Source organism: Perlucidibaca sp. (genome assembly GCF_057084925.1).
This window is the reverse complement of record NZ_JBXMRC010000024.1, coordinates 34,565-55,186: the sequence shown is the minus strand read 5'-3', so window position 1 is coordinate 55,186 and position 20,622 is coordinate 34,565. Positions and strand designations below refer to the sequence as shown.

The following is a 20,622-nucleotide window of genomic DNA, read 5'->3' as shown; positions in this document are numbered from 1 at the left end:
ACGTGTGGCGTCTGGCGGCCTCGTTCGCGGTCCCTGCAGCAGCCGGCACCGCGCTCGGCGTGCTGCTGTTCGATCGCATCGATCCGGTGCGTTTCCGGCAACTCGTGTTCGCGATGCTCCTGGTAGCCGGCGTGATCCTCCTCGCGCGAGGATGAGTCAGCGGTGGACGGTCTGCGCAGAGGGCGTCGTCGCCGGAACCAGGGGTGGTGCGCCTGGCAGGGATCGAACCTGCGACCCTCGGCTTAGAAGGCCGATGCTCTATCCAACTGAGCTACGAGCGCAGGATTGAAGTTCGCATCAACAGAAAATTGGTCGGGGTAGAGAGATTCGAACTCCCGACATCCTGGTCCCAAACCAGGCGCGCTACCGGACTGCGCTATACCCCGAATTTTCCGCCGACTCACTGTTCGAAAACAGCTTACCTCGTTGCGAGGCCGCATCTTACGGAAGCAAAATAGCTCCGTCAACAACAGCATAGCTAAGAATATAACTGAGTGATGAAACTTTCAGCAATACAGGTATTTTTGTAGCAGTGACGAAAGCGCTCAACGCCATACACTGCAAGGCATGAGCTCAAAAACACTTACTCCAGCAGAAATTAGTCAATTAATTGCCATGGCTTGGGATGATGAGACCTCATTTGAGGCCATACATGCCGAAATGGGTCTATCTGAGCCCAAAGTTAAGGCCATCATGAAGCGTGAGCTTAAAGCCGGCAGCTATAAGGCTTGGCGTGAACGTGTAAAGGGCCGCATGCAAAAGCATGGTCAACGTCATCTTGTTATGATCCAAGACACTCACGATTTAGATGGATCAATGCCTGATGACAATTAATCGACTATTAGTTCTTGGCGGCACCGGTGCTGTGGGCACTGCCGTACTGAAACAAGCACTCGAAAATGACACTATTTTGGAAGTAATTGCACCTACTCGTCGCCCACTCCCCGCTCACCCGAAGTTGATCAACCCCCAACTGGATTTCGACAACTTGCCGCTTCGCTTTGATGGCGCCAGCCTGGCCCTACAACAAGCCTTCACCTGTGATGCCGTCATTTGTGCCTTGGGGACGACCCTAAAACAAGCGGGCTCAAAAGAGGCCTTTGCAGCGATCGATAAAACACTCGTCTTGGAATTGGCGCGATTGGCTCAAGGAGGCGGGGCAAAGGTTTTTGCTTTGAACTCCTCTCTGGGGGCCTCGCTGTCGGGTAGCTTCTATTTGCGCATCAAAGCGGAGGTTGAACAGGCGATCTTGGCCATGTCGTTTGAACGAACCATCATCGTGCGCCCGTCCTTAATTGACGTCAAACGTGATAGAAGTCGTCCGCTTGAGCACATGGGACTGGTACTTTTCCGCATGACTAAGCCACTCATACCCCGCCGATTCCGCGCTGTCACACCAGACGCCATTGCTCGCTCGTTGATCAATGGTATCGCACTCGACAAAGGCTCAAAATACGTTATTGAGTCTGAAAGCATTTTATAAACATAAACTTAAGCTACTTACTTAAGTTTTAACATTCATATTATTAATTAAAAAATTTTGATAAATAACTGGATAAATACGTTTCGTCACATTTTTGTCTAATACAAAGCCATCCAGCGAAGACTACTATTTGTCCTGTACAAACCGATTCGACGGTTTGATCTGAGAGGTACAAAATGAATACCAATGTCGCTGTGAAGTTAGACCCTACCCTCGTCACTGAGACCCCGGTGTTGCTACCCATCAATGCCGTCGAGCGGGAAACAGGAATTACCAAAGAGTTGTTGAGAATGTGGGAGCGCCGCTATGGCTTCCCATCGCCAGAGCGCGATGCCCAGGGTGATCGCATTTATCCACTAGCTCAGATAACTAAGCTTCGCTTGTTGCGTCGACTGATAGATGCTGGGTTTCGTCCGGGAAAAGTCATCAACTTGGAAACCGCCGAGTTGGAACGGATGCTTCGCTCACAAACACAGTCTCGCCATGACGTTCCAGAAGAGCTTGAAGCTGAGCTACTCACCGTGTTGAAAACCCATGATGTAAATCAAGTCAGGGATTACCTAGCGCATCAATTGCTGAAAATGGGTTTAGAGCACTTTGTCGTCGACTTTATGCAACACGCGAACACCATCGTCGGTGATACCTGGATGCGCGGCTTAGTGGAAATTCACGAAGAGCATCTGTTTACAGAGCAAGTGCAGAATATTGTGCGCCAGGCGATCAGCAATCTACGCGCAGTGAACCGCCCGCCTCGCATCTTGCTGACCACACCACCCGAGGAGACTCACACCCAAGGAATTTTAATGGTGGAGGCGCTGCTGCGTTTAGATGATGCCGACGCGGTTTGCTACGGCGCACAAATGCCGGTGAAAGACATTGTGCAAGCAGTACAGCGTCACAAGATGAACATCGTGGCCTTGTCCTTTAGTGCGTCATACCCGACCACTAAAGCCACTGAGTACCTTGAGGAGCTGCGCTTCAGATTACCGTTGGCCGTTGAAATTTGGGGCGGAGGTGCTTCGCTGCGCTCCACACGACGTAGTGTGGAGGCGGTAAAGTTTTTCCATGATCTGCCCAGCATTCGTCAAGCCGTAAAAAACTGGCGCATCGCGCATGGCCCACGCTGAACAACTATCTCAGACCTACAGTGTGGTGTGGTTTAAACGGGATCTACGCATCGCTGACCACACCCCACTGATTGAGGCCGCCAAGCGCGGCCTTGTTTTTTGTATCTATTGCGTTGAGCCTAGGCTATGGGCCCAGCCGGACGCCGCTAGGCAGCACTATCATTTCATCCGTGAATCGCTTCAGGATCTCGAGCGCAACCTTAGAAAGTTGGGTGGCAGCCTAAGTGTTCACTATGGCGATGCCGAGCTGATATTGGACGAGCTTTATCAGGTCATGCCGTTTCAAGCACTGTATTCCCACCAAGAAACCGGGAATGCAGCCAGCTTTTCACGAGACCTGCTGGTTAAACAGTTTTGCATGAGAAACCAGATTGAGTGGATCGAAACGCCCCAGTTTGGTGTCGCTAGACCGTTGGAAAATCGAGATCACTGGCTAGCTTTTTGGCAGCAACATGTCTCGTCTATGCAGGTTAGGCAACCTATTGAGTTATCTTTTTACTCTCATCCTCTCAAACAAGTGACCTTGCCTAGTGCAACGCAACTGGGATTGTCGGAGGATGAACCTCGGCAGCGGCAACGCGGCGGGCGTCAGCAAGGACTCATCGTGCTGAACGACTTCTTAATCGAGCGTTGCGAATCATACCGCGGCGGCATTTCATCCCCACTTTCAGCACCCACCGCTTGTTCCAGGCTATCGCCCTATTTGGCTTTTGGTTGCTTGAGCTTACGTGAAGTCATACAAGCAACTCAGCTGAAATTGCACCAATTACCGGCGACTGCCGTTCAAACCCGGCTCGGTTTGCAGGGGTTCATAAGTCGCTTGCACTGGCACTGTCACTTTATTCAAAAATTGGAGACTGAGCCTGAAATTGAGTGGCAAAACATGCACCGCGGTTATGACAATCTCCGTGAAAATGAATGGTGTGAAGCTCATTTTGAAGTGCTTAAACAGGGTCAGACAGGCTGGCCCTTAGTCGATGCCTGTGTAGCCATGTTAAGGGAGACAGGCTGGCTTAATTTTCGTATGCGTGCCATGTTGGTCTCCGTGGCAGCTTATCCACTCTGGCTTCATTGGCGCCCCGTTGGCGAATGGTTGGCTCAGCAGTTTCTGGACTACGAACCGGGTATTCACTGGAGCCAACTGCAAATGCAATCGGGCACTACAGGCATCAACTTGCCAAGAGTGTACAACCCGATTAAGCAAGCTAAAGACCATGACCCACAAGGTATGTTTGTGCGGCGATGGTTGCCTGCGATGCGAGAAGTTCCCCAAGCATGGCTTTTTGAACCCTGGCGTATGCCCGTCTCTATTCAGCAAGATTGCGGCGTTATCGTGGGTAAAAGCTTGCCGTTTCCAGTAGTTGACTTAGTGACAGCTACCCGGCTTGCTAAGACCAAGATGATGGCCAGGCGTGAAGACCCGATCGTTAAGGCCGGTAAACCTGCCGTCATTGAGCGACATGCATCCCGAAAAAAGACAGCCGATCTTAAAAGACTCAACCAAGCACAACTCGGCTGGGACTGGACATGATGATGCGGCATAAAAAATCTGAATTGCCAGAAAAAATCTGTCCTGTGTGTCTGCGCCCCTTTTCATGGCGAAAAAAATGGGAACGCGACTGGGAGCAGGTCAAATATTGCTCAGAGCGCTGTCGCCGTGCGCAGACACGTCAAACACACAAGGATCTATAACGCCTATGACCACCGCCATTTATTGGTTCAGACAAGACTTACGCCTGCAGGATAACCCTGCATTGAACCGAGCCATCGAAAACGCCAGCGCATTACTACCGGTGTATTGTTTACCTCAGCAAGAGCGTACTGTGTGGCTGGCACAACGGGTGGGCAAGCATCGACAGGCATTTTTACACCAAGCCGTTGCTGGCCTACAACATCAATTACGGCTTATAGGCAGTGACTTACTTTCACTTAACGCCAATGCAGTGACAGCTCTCATCGAAGTTGCCACGACACTTCATATTAAGGACATTTTCTGCGAAGACATTGCGGCCCCAGAAGAACAAGCCGAGGTTGCTGCTTTACGTAAGGCAGGACTCAGAGTGACCACTGTTTGGCAGTCCAGCTTACTTAATCCCGTCGATCTACCGTTTTCAATCGATCAATTGCCCGCCGTTTTCACGCGGTTTCGTCATGAAGTCGAAAAAGCGAAATGCCTTCCTCCGCCGCCGTTACCTGCACCCACGAAGCTGCCCCCGCTCCCCGCTATGGCGCTCCCAGGGTTGAACCAGAGCATTCAATCATTAGCGGCCTGCGAAGAGCCTCGCTCAGCGTTTCCTTATCATTTAGCGGCATTTAATGGCTCAGAACTGGCTGGTTTGGCCCATGTGAAGCAGTACTTTGAAAGTGATCTGCCACAGCGCTATAAACTGACTCGCAATGGTTTAATTGGCACAGATTACTCCACCAAATTTTCCCCTTGGTTAGCCACCGGTGCCTTATCCGCAAGGCATCTCTTCGTGCAGCTGCGTCTACATGAGCGCCAATTTGGCGCCAACGACAGCACCTACTGGATTTGGTTTGAGCTGCTCTGGCGTGACTACTTCCGCTTTTTACATCTGCAGTATGGCTCTGCACTTTATCGCCCAAACGGATTAGCACAATTCGCAACAAGCATTAAGCACGGTGCCATTCGGTTTCAACGCTGGTGTGAAGGCAACACGGGCGAACCACTCGTCGATGCCGGCATGCGTGAGCTGGCCGCCAGTGGCTACGTGTCAAACCGAATGCGTCAGATTGTGGCGAGTTATTTAGTGCATGACTTAGGTTGTGACTATCGCGCTGGAGCTGCTTGGTTTGAGCATCAATTGGTGGACTATGACCCGTATAGCAATCAAGGCAACTGGCTTTATGGAGCTGGCTTAGGCACTGACCCACGCGGAGGCAGACGCTTTAACCCAGATAAACAGACACGTGAGCACGACGCCGATGGCTTGTATCGAGCTCGTTGGAGCATGCCATGACTACGCTAAGACTGGTTTTAGGCGATCAGCTCAATCCGAATCACCGCTGGTTTCAGGCCATCGACGAGGCGGTTATTTATGTTTTTTTGGAGATGCGCCAAGAAACCGACTATGTCTTACATCATGCACAAAAAATCATCGCCGTATTGGCTGGCATGCGCGACCTCGCCCGCTCATTGCAAGTCGCTGGCCATCGTGTGCACTACCTGAAAATTTCATACCCCGAGAATACACAGCAGCTGGAAAGCAATCTGGACAGACTGCTGAATCATTACAGCGCCCAGTGCTTTCAGTACCAAGCCCCAGATGAGTGGCGGCTTGACCAGCAGCTTAAGCAATTTGTTGTAGCGCTCGAAGCGCGCGGCATCCAAGCAAGTGCGGTAGATAGCGAGCACTTCCTTGCCGCACGAGAGCATGCATCCAAACTCTTTGCCTCGCAGAAAAGCTGGTTAATGGAACGCTTTTATCGAGATATGCGAACGCGCCATGGCATTCTCATGACAGCCGATGCCAAGCCCGTTGGCGGGCAATGGAACTACGATCACGAAAACCGAGGCCGCTGGAATGGCCAGCAAGCTCTGCCAGCAGACAAGCGCATTCATCACAATCACCTCCTTTTGTGGCTAGAAATTCAGGCTGCTGGGGTGCATTCCTTCGGGGAGGCCAGCGCAGAAGATTTTCGATGGCCGCTGAATCGAACCGAAGCCTTGGCCCAGCTAGATGACTTTATCGCTGATCGTCTTCCCTACTTCGGCCAGTATCAAGATGCCATGACGAAGCAGGATTGGCGCCTATTTCATGCGCTTCTGTCCTTCGCACTAAACACCAAAATGCTGTCTCCGATCGAAGTGATCTTGGCAGCCGAGCAGGCCTATAAACAGGGCAATGTGCCTATTTCAGCGGCGGAAGGATTTATTCGCCAAATTCTCGGCTGGCGCGAGTATGTTCGCTGCGTTTATTGGGCGCGCATGCCGGATTACGTTCATCAAAATCACTTTCTGCATGCGCAGGACTTACCCGAATGGTTCTGGACGGGCAAAACCCACATGCGTTGCCTAAGCATGTCCATTAAGCAATCTCTGGAACAGGCCTATGCTCATCACATCCAACGACTTATGGTAATTGGCAACTTTGCGCTACTCGCGGGGCTCAACCCACAACAACTGCACACCTGGTACCTAGGCATTTATATCGATGCCTTTGAATGGGTAGAGCTGCCCAATACGCTGGGCATGAGTCAGTATGCCGACGGTGGCTTATTGGCCACCAAGCCTTATGTTTCTAGCGCAGCCTACATCGACAAAATGAGCGACTACTGCAAAGACTGTCGCTACGATAAAAAACAACGAATCGGCCCCAAGGCTTGCCCATTCAATGCGTTGTATTGGGATTTTCATGCTCGCCATGCCAACACGCTAAGCAAAAACCCGCGGATTGGCATGGTCTATCGTCAGCTCGAAAAGATGACGCCCGAAGCAACATCAGCCATTACAGAGCAGGCAATACACTGGCGCTCGCGCTTAGACACGCTATAGCGCGCACGTCTTAGGCAGGCTTAGACGGCTTAGCCATGGCGCCAATCAGTGCCCCCAGAAAAACGATGGTGACGCCTAAGGCCGTGCTAGAACTTAGGGTCTCACCCAATACAGGCACGGCAAGCAAAGCACCGACCACAGGGACGGCTGACATCATAATGACGACCTTGACGCTACCCAGTAACTCCACCGCTTTCGCATAGGTCCACATGGCTACACACACCACGATAAAGCCCTGATAAAACGCCTGAAGCGCAATCTCTTCGACACTCGCCAGATGCAAATGACTCGGCAAAAACAGAGTAAATACCGGCAGGTAAATCATGGCGGATACGGACGTTACCCCCAGCGAAACGTCGAACGCTTTGAGCTGCCAGTATTTGATTAACACGGTGAACAAAGACCATAAACAACTGGCACTGAGCAACATGAAGTCGCCCTTTAAGGTCGCCGTTGAAAACGTTTGAGGCGTGATCTGGCCAAATAGCAGCGTTAACACGCCCGTTAATATCAAGACCAGACCTAAGACACGCACACGGCTTGGCCGCTCACCCAATAACCAACCGGCAAAAAAAGACGTGAAGAAGGGCAGCATGCCGGAAATTAAGACAGCGCCATGACTCGCCGGGGACGTTTGAAAACCAATATAACTGGCTAATGGATAGGTAATGCCCGCCAACAGAGCCAGGCTTAAAGCTTGATACCACTTCAGTCGGCGACGCTCGCGATTCAGCAGCCGGGGCAACCACCAGGGCGCAAGCACTAAAGCCGCCGTACCCAAGCGCAGCGCGGCAATATCGTAAGGCGTCAAACTGCTTGTAGAACCCAGACGGGAAACCACAACAAAGCCAGACCAAATTAACAGCGTTAAAGCCGCAAATATGTAGCCGGAATCAGCTGAATAAGGTGCTTTCATTTCTGCGCTCTAAATGACTAAGCAGGCTAGGATACACCCTTCAAAACACCCCAAGATGAGATTAAGCCGTATGAGCCCTGCGGAAATTCAAGTTAGGCATGACGACGCTGTTTGCCATATCGTGATTCATCGCCCAGAGCGAAAGAATGCACTCACCCACACCATGTATAGCGCCATCAATGATGCGTTATTAGCGGCTGAAGCCAATCCCTGTGTGCGTGTGATCGTGCTCAGTGGTGAGGGCGAAAACTTTACCAGCGGCAACGATTTAAAAGACTTTCTACAGCACCCGCCCATGGATGAACAGGCGCCGGTCATGGTGATGCTCAACACGTTGTTAAATGCCCAAAAGCCCATTGTGGCTGCGGTCAGTGGCTACGCCATTGGTATTGGCACAACATTGCTGATGCACTGTGATTTGGCCTACTGTGACAACACCGCACGCTTTCAATTACCGTTTGTCAGCCTAGGCCTGTGCCCCGAAGCTGGATCAAGCTATGTTCTTCCGCTCATGGCCGGTCACCGCCGTGCGGCAGAGCTACTGTTATTGGGCGAGACGTTCAGTCCCGAAACAGCACGTGATATTGGTCTGGTAAATACCATCGTGCTGGATGAGCCTGTACTCGACTATGCAATGAGGAAGGCTAAGCAATTGGCCCATCAGCCCTATGCGTCGGTATTGCTCACCAAGTCATTACTGAAAAAACCACACCAAACTGTTTTTTCAGCGCACATGCGATTTGAAGGTCAACACTTTATGACACGCGTCACCTCGCCAGAGGCACTAGAGGCTTTTTCAGCCTTCCAAGAAAAACGTCAGCCTAACTTCAGGCCATTTGACCCCGCCTAAATTCGGTCATGTTGCACATAAAAAAGGCGCCCATCTGGCGCCTTTTTTATGAACCCATACGCTTAGAACGTACGTGAAATCAGCTCTTTCATGATTTCGTTGGTGCCGCCGTAGATGCGGTTGGCGCGGGTGTCGATGTAGGCCTGCGCCACCGGATACTCGAGCATGAAGCCGTAGCCACCGTGCAGCTGCACGCACTCGTCGGCAACCTTGGACATCAAATCCGAGACCCAGTACTTGGCGGCTGCAGCGGCATCTACCTGCAAGGTGCCTTTGATCTGCTCTTCAATACATTTGTCCACGAATACGCGGGCGATCTGTGTTTCCGAGCGCAGTTCAGCGAGTTTGTACTTAGTGTTCTGGTAGGCGGCAACGGGCTTACCGAAGACTTTACGATCACGCACATAGGCCAGAGTATGAGCCAGTACTTGCTCACAGCCAGACGCGCACATGATGGCAATCATCAAGCGTTCCCAGGCCAGTTCTTTCATGAGCATGATGAAGCCCATGCCTTCCATGCCAATCAAGTTGGACTTAGGCACACGCACGTTGTCGAAGAACAGTTCGCAGGTGTCTTGCCCCTTCATGCCTACCTTCTTCAAAGGACGACCTTTACTGAAGCCAGGACGATCGGCTTCGATCAGCAGCAGCGAAATGCTTTCGGCGCCCTTGCTAGGATCGCCCGTCTTCACGACCACTACCGCGATATCGCAGAGATAACCGTTAGTGATAAAAATCTTGCTGCCGTTCACGATGTAGTCATCACCATCGGCAATGGCGCTGGTGCGCACTGCCTGAAGGTCAGAGCCTGTGCCGGGTTCAGTCATGGCGATAGCGCCGACGGCCTCACCTGTGGCCATCTTAGGCAGCCACTTCTGCTTAAGTTCTTCGGTGGCAAAATTATTCAGGTAATTCGCCACGATATCGGAGTGCAGCGAAAAGCCCGAGGCGGAATCACCGGCACGCGCCTGCTCTTCCATGAGGATCACGCTGTATAGGCGGTCCACCCCGGAGCCGCCGTACTCTTCAGGCATGGTTGGACAAAGCAGACCCAATTCACCCGCTTTATTCCACAAGTTGCGATCAATGTGCTGCTGCTCTTCCCACTTTTCACGGTGCGGAGCCAGTTCTTCTTCGAAGAAACGACGGGCAGTTCGGCGAAAATCTTCATGTTCTGCGCTGAACAGGGTGCGCGGAATCATGGCATTCATAGGATTCGGGACATTCAAACTCATGACAAACCACTCCGGAAAAGGTCATAAAAGGCGGGCGAACCTCAATCTGTGACTCAACGGTCTCGCAGCCAGCCGCGTTTATACAAGCGCGACTCATCAGTCGCAAGCGATTTATGACTGAACAGTCCTTTTTATTCGCGCCATAGAAAAGCCAGTCCTAAGTTCGGCACTGACAGGTCAGTCCCGCGCATGCGAAAATACACGTCAACTTAATGACCGCTACGGAGATCTCATGTCTGCCTTGTTGCTGGATGGCAAAGCCCTGTCGCTGAAAATGGAAGCCGAGATCGCCGATCGCGTTGCGCACATCAAGGCTAAAAGTGGTCGCACGCCTATTTTGGCTACGATTTTGGTGGGCGACGACCCGGCCTCAGCGACGTACGTGACCATGAAGGGTAAGGCCTGCCAGCGGGTTGGCATGGATTCGATCCGCCTTGAGCTGCCCAGTGTGACCACTACTGAGCAACTCTTGGCTGAGATTCACACGCTCAATGCCAATCCGGATGTCCATGGCATCCTCTTACAGCATCCGGTACCGCATCAGATTGATGAGCGCGCCTGCTTTGATGCGATTGCACTAGAAAAAGATGTGGATGGCGTGACTTGCCTGGGCTTTGGGCGCATGGCCATGGGCGAACGCGCCTATGGCTCGGCAACACCAGCCGGCATCATGAGTCTGCTTAAGCATTACGGTATCGCACTGGCTGGAAAACATGCCGTGGTGGTTGGGCGCAGTGCCATCCTCGGTAAACCCATGGCGATGATGCTGCTCAGTGCCGACTGCACTGTCACCATTTGCCACTCGAAAACACAAAACTTAGCGGCGCTCATTGCGCAAGCCGACATTGTGGTTGGTGCTGTGGGTCGCCCCGAGTTCATTAAAGCGGCATGGATAAAAGACGGCGCGGTAGTCGTTGATGCCGGTTATCACCCCGGTGGTGTGGGTGATATTGAGCTGAAGCCGTTGGTTGATCGTGTGGCTGCCTGGACTCCTGTGCCCGGTGGCGTTGGCCCGATGACCATTGCGACCTTAATCGAACAGTCCGTGCAAGCCGCAGAGCGTCAACTCGTCAGTTGAGCCTGCTCACTAAGAGCTTGTCGATACGCATGCCATCCATGTCCACGACTTCCAGACGCAAGCCGTTCCAATTCATCACCTGACCCGTTCGAGGAATACTGCCTAGCTCGAACAGCACCAACCCAGCCAGCGTTTGGAAATCTCGACTGCCTTCTAATTCGTCGCACTCGATCGGGAAAAGGTCACGAAAGCGCTCAATGGAAAGTGCGCCATCAATCAACCAAGAACCATCTTCACGACGAACAACATCAGGGTCTTCAACGTTGGCATCGGAGGGCAGCTCGCCGACCATGGCCTCCAACACATCGGTGAGAGTCACTAAACCTTGAATTTCGCCGTACTCATCCACGACTAAAGCTAAATGTTCACGCTTGCTGCGGAACAGATCGAGTAGCGCCAAGGGAGACAAGCCCATCGGAGCAAATAAAGCGGGCTTAACCAGCGACTCAATATCCCAAATCGTGTTGTTGGCTAACTGCTGTTGCAACAACACAGGGAGTGATAAAACCCCAACGATGTTCGCCATACCATCGCGACAAACCGGCAGGTAACTGTAGCTCGTCTGAGCCAGTAAGGCTTTTTGCTCGTTCAGCGGCTCGCTGAGATCCAAGCACTCAATATCGGGTCGAGTGGTCATGATCAAGCTCAAGTTCCAGTCATCGAGACGGAAAACATTGGCGACCAATTCACGCTCGGCTTGTTCAAAAATGCCAGCCTCAGCACCTTCTGCCATCAAGCCCTTAATTTCTTCTTCGGTTACCGGCGAGTCACCAGTGCGCTTGACACCCAACAAGTCCAACACTCGCTCGGTAGACCAGCTTAAAAAGCGCACTACGGGATGTGTTAGAAACAATACCCCGCGCATAAATGGCGCAATCACCCGAGCAATTTTCTCGGGCGACTGCATACCCAAACGCTTAGGTACTAACTCACCCACAATCAACGAGAAATAGGTGATGAGAATAACCATGCAGGCCGTTGCCAAGATGCTGGCATAGGGCGCAATCAGCGGGATGCTCTCGAAGATGGGTCGTAGACGGTCCGTAATGGCACCTTCACCCAAGGCTCCGCTCATCACGCCAATGAGCGTAATACCGATTTGCACCGTGGACAGGAAAAAAGTGGGATGTTCAGACAGCTTCAACGCTGCCTTTGCACCTAAGTCACCCGTATCAGCCATTTGCTGCAAACGGATGCGCCGCGATGAAACGATGGCGATTTCCGACATGGCAAATAGGCCATTGAAGGTAATCAAAAACAAAATCAGCAGTATGTCCATAGAAGGCGGCGGTTAGTGACCGGGAGCGAGGGATCGCCGCAAGTGCAGCATGATACATGCCAACCTAGCTTTCCCCTAGCAGCTCCCAGCCTAATGCGGCTTAATCGGCTTTACGCCAACGAATGCCTTCGCGTGAAAACTCCACGGCCACACCCATGGCTTGCAGTTGAGCCCGAATCTCATCGGAGCGCTGGAAGTTTTTAGCGAGTCGAACAGCAGTTATTTCAGAAATTAAGGCTTCAACTTCGGCGACAAAGTCTGCATCCCCCGCCCCCGCTTGACGGAAGGCTTCAGGTTCATACTGTAAAAGCCCCAAAATGGCGCCTAAGCGTTTAAGCAGGTTGGCATACTGTGCAGCACCCTTCGCATCAGCCGCTTTGTCACAGCGATTCGCTTCACGCACCAACTCATACAGCACGGCTAGGGCTTCGGGGGTATTGAAGTCGTCGTTCATTGCCAATGCAAATCGCGCCTCATACTCTGCAGCGGTTGCTGGCTCGCCCGCGCCTAGATCAACCAAAGCGCCAAGCGTTGCATAAAAGCGCTCCAGGGCTTGTTTGGCCTGATCCAGCGCAGCATCCGAATAATTCAGTGGGCTGCGGTAATGGCTAGCGGCAATGAAGTAACGCAAGACTTCCGGGTGATACTGCTTGAGCACTTCGCGAATGGTGAAGAAGTTGTTTAACGACTTCGACATCTTCTCGGCATTGACCTGCACAAAACCGACATGCATCCAGGTATTGACGTAGGTTTCGCCGGTCGCCGCTTCAGACTGTGCGATCTCATTTTCATGATGCGGAAAGAGTAAATCCCCACCGCCGCCATGAATATCAAAACCGCTGCCCAAGCAGCACGTGCTCATGGCTGAGCATTCGATGTGCCAGCCGGGCCGACCCTGACCCCACGGCGAAGCCCATGAGGGCTCACCGGGCTTAACGGCCTTCCAAAGCACGAAATCCATGGGGTTTTGCTTGATGTCATCGACCTCAACACGCGCACCTGCCTGCAACTCATCCAATTTTTTATTGGACAGGCGACCATAGCGCGGGAAGCTAGAAACGTTGAAATAGACATCGCCATTCTTAGCCGGATAGGCATGCCCTTTCTTCACTAAGGTGTCGACCATACTCAAAATATCGTCAACATGATCCGTCGCTTTCGGCTCTAAATCGGGGCTCAATGTACCCAAAGCAGCCGCATCTTCATCCATGGCCGCAATAAAGCGTGCCGTCAGCGCGTCAATGGATTCGCCGTTTTCGTTAGCGCGCGCGATGATCTTGTCGTCGATATCGGTGATGTTGCGGACATACGTGACCTTGAAGCCTACATGACGCAACCAGCGGGTAATGATATCGAACGACACCATGACGCGGGCATGGCCGATATGACAGTAGTCATAGACCGTCATCCCACAGACATACAGGCTAACTTCACCGGCTTTTCGCGGCACAAAGGCGGCCTTGCTTCGCGTCTCTGAGTTATGAATGACCAATGCTGGCGACGTGCCACTCATGCCGGCTTGCCCCAAGAGTCACGCAAACCGACGGTGCGATTGAATACTAAGTGCTCCGGGCTAGACTCTTTTAAGTCAACGCAGAAATAGCCTTCACGCTCGAACTGAAAACGATCTTCTGCCACTGCTGTGGCTAGCGAGGCTTCAACGCGGGCTTCAGTTAGCGTCTCTAAAGAGGCTTCATGAATAAAGGTTTTGAAGTCAGTATCGCCACGATCTGGAGAGGCATCATTGAAAAGGCGATCGTAGAGACGAACCGTTGCAGGTAAGGAATGTGAAACTGATACCCAATGAATCACCCCCTTCACCTTACGATCCGCCGGATTAGCGCCCAACGTAGCGAGGTCTAAGGAGCAGCGCAGTTCGGTGATGTTGCCGGCCGCATCTTTAATGACCTCATCGCAGCGCATGACATAGGCATTGCGTAAACGCACTTCGCCACCCAGTGTCAGGCGCTTAAAGCCTTTGGGTGGCACTTCTTCAAAATCTGCACGGTCAATGTAGATTTCTTGGGTGAGCGGTAATTCACGCTCGCCCATATCCACATTTGGGTGACGTACGGTGCGAATGATTTCGAGATGATCTGACGCTACGTTCGTTAACACCACTTTCAACGGGCGCAGCACGGCCATGGCTCGCGGAGCGCTCAACTCCAAGTCTTCACGAATGCAGAACTCGAGCATGGCGACATCCACCACACCATCGCTTTTGCTGAGGCCAATACGGTCGCAGAAATTACGCAAGGACGCAGGCGTATAGCCACGACGACGCAGGCCAGAAATGGTGGGCATACGTGGATCGTCCCAGCCCTGCACCAGCTTCTCATCAACGAGCTGCTTGAGCTTGCGCTTAGAGGTCACGGTGTAGTTCAGGTTGAGGCGCGCAAATTCTATCTGCTGTGGGTGCGGCAGCGACGGCAGTTGCTCCAACAGCCAATCATACAGCGGTCGGTGCGCTTCAAACTCTAGCGTGCACAGCGAATGCGTAATGCCTTCCAAGGCATCCGAAATGGGGTGCGTGTAGTCGTACATCGGGTAGATGCACCAGTCACTGCCGGTCTGGTGATGCTCGATGTGGCGAATGCGGTAGAGGATCGGATCGCGCAGGTTGATGTTGCCCGATGCCATATCAATTTTTGCGCGCAAGACATGAGCGCCATCGGCGAACTCACCAGCTTTCATGCGCGCAAACAAATCCAAGTTTTCGGCTATGGAGCGGTCACGGAATGGCGAGTTAATGCCGGGCTGGCTCAACGTGCCACGCAACTCGCGAATTTTTTCTGGCGTTTGTGAGTCCACATACGCTTTGCCCGCTTGAATCAGCTCAACGGCAAAATCATGCAGTGCCTGGAAGTACGAGGAGGCATAACGCACCTCGCCTGACCATTGGAAACCCAACCATTGCACATCGCGCTGGATAGCATCGATGTACTCTTGAGACTCTTTTTCAGGATTCGTGTCATCAAAACGGAGGTTACACAGCCCGTTTACGCCGGGATGCGTTGCAGCTTCTTCAGCCAGTCCAAAGTTTAGGCAAATCGATTTGGCGTGACCAATATGCAGGTAGCCGTTCGGCTCCGGCGGGAAACGGGTCACAATTTGGGCGTGGGCACCGCTATCAATATCGGTAAGCACACGGGTTCGGATGAAATCTCTGGCTTCAATCATGGTCTAGCAGGCAAAATTAAAGGCTGGAGTGTACGCCTCACGGGGGTACGCTCTCAACCGAATACGGGCTATACATGTCCAATGTCATTCATAAATACGCAGGAATCCGCGCATGAAAGTTGCACTTAACACAAATCAAGGTCGCATCGTGCTGGAACTCGACGCTGCTAAAGCGCCAAAGACCGTTGCCAACTTTGTTGAATACGTCCAAAACGGCCACTACAACGGCACTATTTTTCACCGTGTCATTGATGGCTTCATGATTCAAGGCGGCGGCTTCGACGAGAAAATGAAGCAAAAGTCGACTGGCACGCCCATTCAAAACGAAGCTGACAATGGCTTGAAGAACGATATCGGCACTATCGCCATGGCGCGTACTGGTGATCCGCACTCAGCAACGGCTCAATTCTTCATCAACGTCGGCAACAACGGCTTTCTCAACCACAGCGGTAAGAATCCACAGGGCTGGGGCTATGCTGTTTTTGGTAAAACCGTAGAGGGCATGGACGTCGTCAATAAAATCAAGGGGGTTGCTACGGGCAATGCCGGTGGCCATCAAGATGTGCCCCGTACCGCCGTAGTAATTGAAACTGCCGAAGTGATCGCGGAGTAAGCCGTGGCCTGTGCTCTGCTGCTGTCGGATGTTCATCTCGCGCCTGACCTGCCGCGCTGTAGCGAGGGCTTTAAAACCCTGCTGCGCGATCTGCCAGGCGACTGCTCGGCAGTCTATGTGCTGGGCGATCTGTTTGAGGTCTGGGTTGGAGACGATCTTCATACGCCCTACCTCGACAGTATTTACGAGAGTTTCCGCAGCATCAGAGCACGTGGCATAGAGCTCGTCTTTTGCCATGGCAATCGCGACTTTTTGCTGGAGCGTGGCCCTGCCGGTGTGCCCGGTTTTGCCGAGCTGGCCGGTGGCCGCATGATGGCTGATGCCGAAGTGGTCGATCTGTTTGGTTCTCCCGCCCTACTCATGCACGGCGATCAACTCTGCACGCTAGATGCCGCCTACATGGCATTTCGCCAACAATCGCGCAGCAGCGAATGGCAACAGATGATGCTGGAAAAACCACTCGATCAACGCCTGATGGTGGCCGAGATGTGGCGCATGCAAAGCAAGATGGCGAACAGCAACAAGCCAGAAAACATCATGGATGTGACTCTGGAAGAAGTCGTTCGTGTCATGGCGGAAGCCAATGTGGAGCTGCTCATTCACGGCCATACCCATCGCCCGATGCGGCATGCCGTGGAACTGCCCGGCGACATGGCCGGTGAGCGTCTGGTACTGGGAGACTGGCGCGAAGAGGCTGGTGAGACCGTCATTGCCTGGGCTAGACCAGAAGGCATTGAACTCGTGCAGTATCGGTTTTAAGCCATGGCTAAGAGCATTCTGCAAAAAGCCATTGAAGAGCTTCAAGTGCTGGCGGCCAAGCAAGGCGAAGAGATCTTTGTCTATCCCGAATTTGGCGACAATCGCAGTTATCGATTAACGACCTTAGAGCCCTATCTCGACTTACTGATTGTTCACTACGAGTCAGCGGGCGAGCAGTTCGCGCTGGAAACGCCCAAGTTGCAAGACTTTGCGTTCTCGAAATCGCGATTAGAACTGCGTATGGTGGATATCGATGGAGAGGGGCTGCTGCTGGTCGCGGAATAAGCGTTCTCAGCCGCTCATTTTCACCTGCGATACGAGTGCCAATACATCTATATTTGCCGCTGTTTGAATGCTGGGATCATTGATTCGGGCATTCACTTCTTTCACGATTTGATCGCGAACAATCGGCTTCACCAACTTGAGCCTATCCAGCACGTCACTTGGCAAGTTTTCGCCGACTAAATCGATACGAATGCTATGGCCCGACACCGGGTGAGGCACGAGTCTGAGAGTGACCGGCGCATACGTCTCTACGTCTATTTGTACCTGAATGCTGACGGCCAAAGAAAACTTAAGATCAATGCCAAAGAGCTCGACATCTAATTGCAGATCACCTCGAACACAGAGCATGAATGCAATCTTTGGCAAGTGGTTCAGTAAGGGGTCAACGCTAATGTCTTCTAATTTAAAGACATAAGAAATCATCAGCATATCGGCCGGTAATTTACGCATAGAGCCGGCAATCGTCTGCTCTAACAAGGCTTCTATCGCATTGCCGAGTCGGTGAGCTGTTACCACCTGCTGTATAAAATTGTGACCAAATTCGGCATAACTGATGGCTTGCAATGCTCAACCCTCAACTTAAACCAAGACTTCGCTTTGTTGATCAAGCTTTCGCTTGAACAGCATGACATCGAATGCCGCTAGGGTTTGAAAAATTTCGTTGGCTTCTAGTAAGGCTCGGCGCTCGGCGGTTGCCTTCCACGCGTAGGGCGTCATGGCCAATAAATCCTTTAAGGCCGCTTGTGAAAGTGTGAGCGGCGCCTCTACCCGCTGGCGATTGGATAACACAAAGTCGTCGTGAAAGGCCTGCAAGAATTTGTCCGGCTCATGAGCACGCACCGCTTCAAACAAGCCTTGCCGAACTTGCCAGAGATGATCCGGTGCCGGCGTCACCATCAGTACATGGCCGTTTGGCTTTAAGACGCGATGCATTTCAGTCACCGGTAACGGGCTAAATAAACTGCTCACCACGTCCAGTGAAGCATCAGCAAAAGGAAGTAACGCCGCACTACCGACCAACCAGGTCACCTGCTTTTGCTGACGAGCCGCCAGTTGAATGGCCGGCTTAGCAATATCCAATCCACAGACTAAGGGCACCTCGCCGCGCATGGCCTCTGTGTAATAGCCCTCACCACAGCCTAGATCGAGCATTCGTTGCGCCGATAAACCATGCAACACCCTCGCCACTGCGTCACGAAGCGGCTGGTAATGACCCGCGCTTAGAAAGCGACGGCGCGCGGCCACACTGTCGGCGGTATCGCCCGGGGACAGGCTTTTCTTATGCTGCACAGGCAGCAAATTGACATAGCCCTCTCGCGACACATCAAAGGCATGACCGTTCAAGCAAAACCACGTCTTGTCATGGGTTTGCAGAGCGCTTCGGCACAACGGGCAAATTAACTCAAACATGCAGTTTGCTCAGTGCTCGGCGTAATCGCCATGACTGGCGGCAGGCCACTGTGGAAGCGCACCTCCACATCAGGGGTCTCAATCAACACCCGTTCAACGTCGCGAAAAAAGGCCACACGATCATCAATCGGCTCAGGCGAATACAATCTCGCCAAGCCCAAGTAGTACTGGAAATGGCGGGCCTCTGAGCGCAACAAAAAGGTATAGAAGCGTTTCAGGTCTTCATCTAAATGCGGTGCAATAGCGGCAAAGCGCTCACACGAACGTGCCTCAACAAAAGCACCGATAATCATCAGATCGACCAGATGTCCGGGCTCTGAGGTTCGAACGTGTTGGCGCATACCTTGGGCATAACGGGCAGCCGACACAGGGCGATAGCCTATGCCCCGCTTTTGCATCAAGTCGCGCACTTGCTCGTAATGTAGCAACTCTTCGCGAGCCAGCTGCGCCAACTCGGTTTGCAGCTCTTCACGGTCGTTGTAGCGGAACAGCATATTCATGGCGGTGCTGGCCGCCTTTTTTTCACAATTGGCATGGTCTTGTAACAATAGCGGCACATCCAGCACGGCGGCACTCACCCATTCGGGCGGCGTCGCACAGGCCAAAAAGTCACGCACCGGTTGCATAAACTCCATCACGACGCCGACACCTCACTAAATGTCAGACCGGCATGTTGTTGCAAACGAGCAATGAGGGCATCGCCCATGACGGTAGCAGGCGTCCAGAAGCCGCCGGCCTTGTCGGACTTGCTGATGTCCATGGCCAAACACATTGCCGCCTCACCCAACATTTTGCCGGTAGAGCCGTAGCCGGGGTCGCGATCTCCGGTGACCTTGACCACTAAGGTCTTGCCCGCCTCTGTTTTGCCAAACAGACGAATGTCGTAATAGCCCTCACGCTGCGCTTTGGGCGATGGACCCTCACCCGGCTTGGGCACCACAAAACGCTCCAACAAGCTGCGCGTTGGGGCTAGCGCAGCAGCGGCCATAAATCCGCCCAGACCGGATGCAAAAGCAATAGCTCCCAGACGCCCCTTAAAACCTTTGCCGGTTAGCTGCGTTTCGTCATAGCAAAAGTTTTCACCGTAACGGTAACCCTGCAAGGCATTGCTACGATGAACCACTTTGGTATTAATCGCGGCCATGATGAAGGGCACTTGCCAAGACTGCGCGTCGTCATCGAAGGAAACGGCCGCAGGATTAGGCTGTCGCAACTTGAGTTGCTGAGCGCAGAAGGCATAGGGATTTTGCAGCAATTTTAGGATGGCGCGGTCTTTGCCGACCTCACGCAGCATTTCCATCATGCTGGCCACCGTACCGCCCGAAAAAGTCCCGCGCATGGCTTTCACGCGCAGCTTCACGCGTGTGCAAGGGGCTTGGTAGCGCGCTCGTGCCTGCGATTGTAAAAAGTAAGTGCCCAAGTCGGATGGCAGTGAGTCAAAGCCACAGCAATGCACGATACGCGCACCCTTACGCTGCGCAGTGGCCTCATGCTGGGCCAACATGCGTGCAATCCATTGAGGCTCACCGGTGAGATCACAATAATCTGTACCGGATTCGGCACAGACTTTGACTAACTCAGAGCCATACAGCGCATAAGGCCCTACGGTAGACACCACCACACGGGTTTGCGCGCAAAGGGCCTGCAAGGAGGCTTCATCATGGGCCTCTGCCAGCAGTACCGGCAGATCACGAGCAGCCTCGCCTAGGCTGTCTTTAAGCTCCGCCAATTTGGTAGCAGAACGGCCGGCAATGGCCCAACGAATCTCGCCCGCAACACCCTGACGCTCGAATAAGTAGCGCGTCAGAATCTGCCCGACAAAGCTGGTTGCGCCGAATACCACCACATCAAAGTTGGCCATGATTGCGTCCTCAAGGTAAAAATGAGTGCC

Annotated in this window: 21 protein-coding genes and 2 tRNA genes; 12 read left to right on the top strand and 11 right to left on the bottom strand. The window is 52.7% G+C overall.

The genetic code is table 11. The features are described 5' to 3' along the window. Positions 1-204: 204 nt before the first annotated feature. Positions 205-281 (bottom strand) — tRNA-Arg (locus tag AC14IB_RS07195). 28 nt (positions 282-309) lie between these two features. Continuing rightward, a tRNA-Pro gene (locus AC14IB_RS07190) sits at positions 310-386 on the bottom strand. 181 nt (positions 387-567) lie between these two features. Between AC14IB_RS07190 and AC14IB_RS07185 the strand changes: the two genes are divergently transcribed. The 7 genes from AC14IB_RS07185 (at position 568) to AC14IB_RS07155 (ending at position 7,126) form a co-directional block, all read left to right on the top strand. Beyond that, positions 568-834, top strand: coding sequence for a TIGR03643 family protein (locus AC14IB_RS07185; protein WP_484231243.1), 267 nt, complete (start codon positions 568-570; stop codon positions 832-834). Next, positions 824-1,483: an NAD-dependent epimerase/dehydratase family protein gene (locus AC14IB_RS07180; RefSeq protein ID WP_484231242.1), complete on the top strand. Its 660-nt coding sequence runs from the start codon at positions 824-826 to the stop codon at positions 1,481-1,483. Before AC14IB_RS07185 ends, AC14IB_RS07180 begins: the two co-directional genes overlap by 11 nt. A gap of 176 nt (positions 1,484-1,659) precedes the next feature. Further along, positions 1,660-2,610, top strand: coding sequence for a MerR family transcriptional regulator (locus AC14IB_RS07175; RefSeq protein WP_484231241.1), 951 nt, complete (start codon positions 1,660-1,662; stop codon positions 2,608-2,610). Then, positions 2,597-4,141: a cryptochrome/deoxyribodipyrimidine photo-lyase family protein gene (locus tag AC14IB_RS07170; protein WP_484231240.1), complete on the top strand. Its 1,545-nt coding sequence runs from the start codon at positions 2,597-2,599 to the stop codon at positions 4,139-4,141. Before AC14IB_RS07175 ends, AC14IB_RS07170 begins: the two co-directional genes overlap by 14 nt. 2 nt (positions 4,142-4,143) lie before the next feature. After that, positions 4,144-4,302, top strand: a complete 159-nt coding sequence (locus AC14IB_RS07165) for a DUF2256 domain-containing protein (RefSeq protein ID WP_484231247.1) — start codon at positions 4,144-4,146, stop codon at positions 4,300-4,302. Between the two features lie 5 nt (positions 4,303-4,307). Then, the gene (locus tag AC14IB_RS07160) at positions 4,308-5,591 is read left to right on the top strand and encodes a DASH family cryptochrome (protein ID WP_484231239.1); all 1,284 of its coding nucleotides are present in this window, start codon (positions 4,308-4,310) and stop codon (positions 5,589-5,591) included. After that, a complete protein-coding gene (locus AC14IB_RS07155; protein ID WP_484231238.1) occupies positions 5,588-7,126 on the top strand; it encodes a cryptochrome/photolyase family protein in 1,539 nt (512 codons plus the stop codon). Before AC14IB_RS07160 ends, AC14IB_RS07155 begins: the two co-directional genes overlap by 4 nt. 10 nt (positions 7,127-7,136) lie before the next feature. On the opposite strand, the gene AC14IB_RS07150 is transcribed toward AC14IB_RS07155, so the two are convergent. Further along, the gene (locus tag AC14IB_RS07150) at positions 7,137-8,042 is read right to left on the bottom strand and encodes a DMT family transporter (RefSeq protein WP_484231237.1); all 906 of its coding nucleotides are present in this window, start codon (positions 8,040-8,042) and stop codon (positions 7,137-7,139) included. A gap of 70 nt (positions 8,043-8,112) precedes the next feature. Between AC14IB_RS07150 and AC14IB_RS07145 the strand changes: the two genes are divergently transcribed. Further along, positions 8,113-8,892, top strand: a complete 780-nt coding sequence (locus tag AC14IB_RS07145) for an enoyl-CoA hydratase (RefSeq protein ID WP_484231236.1) — start codon at positions 8,113-8,115, stop codon at positions 8,890-8,892. Positions 8,893-8,954: 62 nt separating this feature from the next. On the opposite strand, the gene AC14IB_RS07140 is transcribed toward AC14IB_RS07145, so the two are convergent. Next, complete coding sequence (locus AC14IB_RS07140) at positions 8,955-10,094, bottom strand: acyl-CoA dehydrogenase family protein (RefSeq protein ID WP_484231246.1); 1,140 nt, start codon at positions 10,092-10,094, stop codon at positions 8,955-8,957. A gap of 265 nt (positions 10,095-10,359) precedes the next feature. Here AC14IB_RS07140 and folD point away from each other — a divergent pair, with 265 nt between their 5' ends. After that, positions 10,360-11,205 carry a bifunctional methylenetetrahydrofolate dehydrogenase/methenyltetrahydrofolate cyclohydrolase FolD gene (folD, locus tag AC14IB_RS07135; protein ID WP_484231235.1) on the top strand — a complete coding sequence of 282 codons (846 nt, stop codon included), beginning with the start codon at positions 10,360-10,362 and terminating at the stop codon, positions 11,203-11,205. Here folD and AC14IB_RS07130 read toward each other — a convergent pair. From AC14IB_RS07130 to AC14IB_RS07120, 3 genes are all read right to left on the bottom strand, one after another. Further along, positions 11,198-12,484 (bottom strand): hemolysin family protein, encoded by a 1,287-nt coding sequence (locus tag AC14IB_RS07130; RefSeq protein WP_484231234.1) that lies wholly within the window; start codon positions 12,482-12,484, stop codon positions 11,198-11,200. The two genes, folD and AC14IB_RS07130, sit on opposite strands and share 8 nt — an antisense overlap. 100 nt (positions 12,485-12,584) lie before the next feature. Continuing rightward, positions 12,585-13,997 (bottom strand): cysteine--tRNA ligase, encoded by a 1,413-nt coding sequence (gene cysS, locus AC14IB_RS07125; RefSeq protein ID WP_484231233.1) that lies wholly within the window; start codon positions 13,995-13,997, stop codon positions 12,585-12,587. Next, entirely contained in the window at positions 13,994-15,664 is a 1,671-nt protein-coding gene (locus tag AC14IB_RS07120; protein ID WP_484231232.1) for a glutamine--tRNA ligase/YqeY domain fusion protein, read from the bottom strand. The genes cysS and AC14IB_RS07120 overlap by 4 nt, the downstream gene beginning before the upstream one ends. 112 nt (positions 15,665-15,776) lie before the next feature. Between AC14IB_RS07120 and AC14IB_RS07115 the strand changes: the two genes are divergently transcribed. The 3 genes from AC14IB_RS07115 to AC14IB_RS07105 are packed head-to-tail and all read left to right on the top strand — an operon-like array spanning position 15,777 to position 17,321. Beyond that, complete coding sequence (locus tag AC14IB_RS07115; protein ID WP_068859494.1) at positions 15,777-16,277, top strand: peptidylprolyl isomerase; 501 nt, start codon at positions 15,777-15,779, stop codon at positions 16,275-16,277. 3 nt (positions 16,278-16,280) lie between these two features. Continuing rightward, positions 16,281-17,036, top strand: coding sequence for a UDP-2,3-diacylglucosamine diphosphatase (locus tag AC14IB_RS07110; protein WP_484231231.1), 756 nt, complete (start codon positions 16,281-16,283; stop codon positions 17,034-17,036). A 3-nt stretch (positions 17,037-17,039) separates the two neighbouring features. Next, entirely contained in the window at positions 17,040-17,321 is a 282-nt protein-coding gene (locus AC14IB_RS07105; protein ID WP_484231230.1) for a hypothetical protein, read from the top strand. Positions 17,322-17,327: 6 nt separating this feature from the next. On the opposite strand, the gene AC14IB_RS07100 is transcribed toward AC14IB_RS07105, so the two are convergent. From AC14IB_RS07100 to AC14IB_RS07085, 4 genes are read right to left on the bottom strand one after another with little or no spacing between them, the layout of a single operon-like run. After that, a complete protein-coding gene (locus AC14IB_RS07100; protein WP_484231229.1) occupies positions 17,328-17,885 on the bottom strand; it encodes a hypothetical protein in 558 nt (185 codons plus the stop codon). Positions 17,886-17,900: 15 nt separating this feature from the next. Continuing rightward, positions 17,901-18,731 (bottom strand): putative RNA methyltransferase, encoded by an 831-nt coding sequence (locus AC14IB_RS07095; RefSeq protein ID WP_484231228.1) that lies wholly within the window; start codon positions 18,729-18,731, stop codon positions 17,901-17,903. After that, positions 18,719-19,366 (bottom strand): MiaE family protein, encoded by a 648-nt coding sequence (locus AC14IB_RS07090; RefSeq protein WP_484231245.1) that lies wholly within the window; start codon positions 19,364-19,366, stop codon positions 18,719-18,721. The genes AC14IB_RS07095 and AC14IB_RS07090 overlap by 13 nt, the downstream gene beginning before the upstream one ends. Further along, on the bottom strand, positions 19,366-20,592 hold the full coding sequence (locus tag AC14IB_RS07085) for a saccharopine dehydrogenase family protein (protein WP_484231227.1): 1,227 nt from the start codon (positions 20,590-20,592) through the stop codon (positions 19,366-19,368). The genes AC14IB_RS07090 and AC14IB_RS07085 overlap by 1 nt, the downstream gene beginning before the upstream one ends. Between the last annotated feature and the right edge of the window lie 30 nt (positions 20,593-20,622).

Coding starts and splice junctions, on each gene's coding strand:
- AC14IB_RS07115 (WP_068859494.1), top strand. CDS start 15,777: ATGAAAGTTGCACTTAACACAAATCAAGGTCGCATCGTGCTGGAACTC.
- AC14IB_RS07185 (WP_484231243.1), top strand. CDS start 568: ATGAGCTCAAAAACACTTACTCCAGCAGAAATTAGTCAATTAATTGCC.
- cysS (WP_484231233.1), bottom strand. CDS start 13,997: ATGAGTGGCACGTCGCCAGCATTGGTCATTCATAACTCAGAGACGCGA.
- AC14IB_RS07160 (WP_484231239.1), top strand. CDS start 4,308: ATGACCACCGCCATTTATTGGTTCAGACAAGACTTACGCCTGCAGGAT.
- AC14IB_RS07180 (WP_484231242.1), top strand. CDS start 824: ATGACAATTAATCGACTATTAGTTCTTGGCGGCACCGGTGCTGTGGGC.
- AC14IB_RS07155 (WP_484231238.1), top strand. CDS start 5,588: ATGACTACGCTAAGACTGGTTTTAGGCGATCAGCTCAATCCGAATCAC.
- AC14IB_RS07165 (WP_484231247.1), top strand. CDS start 4,144: ATGCGGCATAAAAAATCTGAATTGCCAGAAAAAATCTGTCCTGTGTGT.
- AC14IB_RS07150 (WP_484231237.1), bottom strand. CDS start 8,042: ATGAAAGCACCTTATTCAGCTGATTCCGGCTACATATTTGCGGCTTTA.
- AC14IB_RS07120 (WP_484231232.1), bottom strand. CDS start 15,664: ATGATTGAAGCCAGAGATTTCATCCGAACCCGTGTGCTTACCGATATT.
- AC14IB_RS07140 (WP_484231246.1), bottom strand. CDS start 10,094: ATGATTCCGCGCACCCTGTTCAGCGCAGAACATGAAGATTTTCGCCGA.
- AC14IB_RS07085 (WP_484231227.1), bottom strand. CDS start 20,592: ATGGCCAACTTTGATGTGGTGGTATTCGGCGCAACCAGCTTTGTCGGG.
- folD (WP_484231235.1), top strand. CDS start 10,360: ATGTCTGCCTTGTTGCTGGATGGCAAAGCCCTGTCGCTGAAAATGGAA.
- AC14IB_RS07175 (WP_484231241.1), top strand. CDS start 1,660: ATGAATACCAATGTCGCTGTGAAGTTAGACCCTACCCTCGTCACTGAG.
- AC14IB_RS07090 (WP_484231245.1), bottom strand. CDS start 19,366: ATGGAGTTTATGCAACCGGTGCGTGACTTTTTGGCCTGTGCGACGCCG.
- AC14IB_RS07095 (WP_484231228.1), bottom strand. CDS start 18,731: ATGTTTGAGTTAATTTGCCCGTTGTGCCGAAGCGCTCTGCAAACCCAT.
- AC14IB_RS07145 (WP_484231236.1), top strand. CDS start 8,113: ATGAGCCCTGCGGAAATTCAAGTTAGGCATGACGACGCTGTTTGCCAT.
- AC14IB_RS07170 (WP_484231240.1), top strand. CDS start 2,597: ATGGCCCACGCTGAACAACTATCTCAGACCTACAGTGTGGTGTGGTTT.
- AC14IB_RS07130 (WP_484231234.1), bottom strand. CDS start 12,484: ATGGACATACTGCTGATTTTGTTTTTGATTACCTTCAATGGCCTATTT.
- AC14IB_RS07105 (WP_484231230.1), top strand. CDS start 17,040: ATGGCTAAGAGCATTCTGCAAAAAGCCATTGAAGAGCTTCAAGTGCTG.